Genomic DNA, 2,215 nt, shown 5'->3' on the forward strand with positions numbered 1-2,215 from the left:
ATGTGGCATATTGAACGAGAGGGAGGAATGCAAGCGCAAGAGGGGCAGAATCAAAGCTTTGATGAGTGGCTAAAAATTGTAACAATAAGAAAGGAGAAGGAATGAAAATTTTATATGCACCAAGCAGCAGGGAGGCGAGTGATGATTTACATAGGAATGTCGCTTGCGGGTTTGATGTTTTGATATTAGAAGCTTTAGTCAGTATGAAGCAAAAGGTATTTTATCTGCCAAATATTAAGACAGATAAGGCGGTGAAAGATTCTATTTTGGAGATTTTTAAGGATTCTATTACCTGGGCGAAAGTCGCCCCCAAAAGTATAGATTTATGCGTGAGTGATATTTCAAACATTGCTTTAAAATACGCCCTATGGACACAGAATCCTAGCATTTTATGCTTTTTTGGTTTCACTAGCGTTTCTTTTCCGGCGGAGGATAAATATTTTTCTTTAATCCAATCCTCAACACATTGTGTTTATTCGTTAAAAGAGCTTAAAGAATCCATTTTGCAATATCCAAAGTTGAAACAAGAAAAAACAAAAAGAATCCAAGAAGTGGTAAATGGAGAGATGATATGAGCGTAGAAGCACAAATAAATCAGTTTATCCAAATGGCAAAATCCAACATAGAATCGCATTTGAGCAAAGAGCGTCCTAATATCCTAGTCATTTCTTATTATCCTACTTATCGCAAGCACTATGGCAACTTAATCACTCGCTTAAAGGAAAAATATAATGTCATCACGATAGTAGAACGAGAATTAAAAGATGAGTTTGAAAGAAGTGGGCATCATAATGTCTTCTTTCCTTGGCGTATCACAGAAAATGGACAAACTTATTATTTAAATACCGATATTAGCGGGATTGATTTGATATTGACTGCCGATCAAGTGGGTTATGAGAATGGCAAGATTGATAGGACATTTTTAAGCACCACAGCCAAGCGCATTTATTTTCCACATAGTTTGATAGAGCAAACAGGAGCTTGTGAGGTAGTGGATTATATTTTAGTGCCATCAAAAGTCGCAATGAAAGAATTTAAGAAGGCATTGCCTAAAAGCAAGGTTAAGCTACTAGAGAGCGGCTATCCTAAGCTAGATAATGCAATTTTTGCCTATGATTATAAGCCGAGCAATACGATTACCTATGCTCCTAGCCTGCGCTATGGCACAGGAAGTAATGCAAATAACAATCTTTTGAGCGGATTTGAAAATATGATGGTAGAATCTTTGCTAGAAAATACAGATTATAATATTTCTTTTCGCGCTCACCCGATGAATTTTCAAAACAAACACCCCTTTTACCAACTTATCAAAGCTAAATGGGCGGGAGAGGCGCGCGTGAAGTTTGATGAGGCATTGGGCAATGCGTTTCATAATTTCAGTGAGCTTTTTATCACCGATATTTCCACGGCGGCTTTTACTTATTCTTTCAGCACTTTGCGTCCTAGTCTATTTTTCTCCCCATTAAAAATGCAAAATCCGATCACGGAATATGCTAATCAAATAAGTGCGGGGGGGGGGGGATATGTCGCAGTTTAACAGAAATAAAAGAGCGGCTTAAGGCATTAGACTTTGCACAAGATTTTGAAAGGATAGAGAAATTTAGAAACGAAGCAATTTATAATGTAGGGCATTCAGAAGAGGCTATTGTAGAGCAAATTGATAAAATTTTACAAGGAAAGTTATGAAAGCAATGATTTTAGCGGCGGGATTTGGTTCAAGGCTAATGCCTCTTACGCAAGAGAATCCAAAGTGTATGGTGGAATATTGCGGCAAAAAGCTCATTGATTATGAAATCGGGGCTTTAAAAGACGCTGGGATTAAGGAAATTGCAGTGGTGGGCGGATATTTATTTGCAGTTTTAAAAAACTATGTGGAATCACAATTTAACATAAAAAATATTTATCAAAATCTTGAATTTAATAAAACAAATATGGTGCAAACGCTCTTTTGTGCAAGGGAGTTTATAGAATCTTGTATCACACACAAGCAAGATTTGATTATTTCATATGCGGATATTGTGTATAGCGCAGAGATTGTGCGTTCATTAATGCAATCTGATGAGCCTTTAAGTATCGTGGTGGATAAAAATTGGCGCACATTGTGGGAGAAGCGATTTGAAAATCCTCTTTTGGACGCAGAGACATTAAAAATAAGAGAGGGCAAAGTCATAGAGCTTGGCAAAAAGCCTAAGAGTTATGAGGAGATAGAGGGGCA

At 37.2% G+C, this 2,215-nt stretch carries 3 protein-coding genes; all 3 read left to right on the forward strand.

Going from position 1 to position 2,215, the window contains the following annotated elements; translation table 11 throughout:
- The first annotated feature begins 101 nt into the window (after nucleotides 1-101).
- Nucleotides 102-575, forward strand: coding sequence for a hypothetical protein (locus Q1553_RS07665; protein ID WP_115551722.1), 474 nt, complete (start codon nucleotides 102-104; stop codon nucleotides 573-575).
- Nucleotides 572-1,537, forward strand: coding sequence for a CDP-glycerol glycerophosphotransferase family protein (locus tag Q1553_RS07670; RefSeq protein WP_245944241.1), 966 nt, complete (start codon nucleotides 572-574; stop codon nucleotides 1,535-1,537). Before Q1553_RS07665 ends, Q1553_RS07670 begins: the two co-directional genes overlap by 4 nt.
- Before the next feature lie 145 nt (nucleotides 1,538-1,682).
- A partial coding sequence (locus Q1553_RS07675; protein ID WP_300842878.1) for a phosphocholine cytidylyltransferase family protein occupies nucleotides 1,683-2,215 on the forward strand: 533 nt, incomplete at its 3' end.

Origin of the sequence: Helicobacter sp. UBA3407, from assembly GCF_949747025.1 — a bacterium.
In the GTDB taxonomy this organism is placed as follows: domain Bacteria; phylum Campylobacterota; class Campylobacteria; order Campylobacterales; family Helicobacteraceae; genus Helicobacter_D; species Helicobacter_D ganmani.

Coding starts and splice junctions, on each gene's coding strand:
- Q1553_RS07665 (WP_115551722.1), top strand. CDS start 102: ATGAAAATTTTATATGCACCAAGCAGCAGGGAGGCGAGTGATGATTTA.
- Q1553_RS07670 (WP_245944241.1), top strand. CDS start 572: ATGAGCGTAGAAGCACAAATAAATCAGTTTATCCAAATGGCAAAATCC.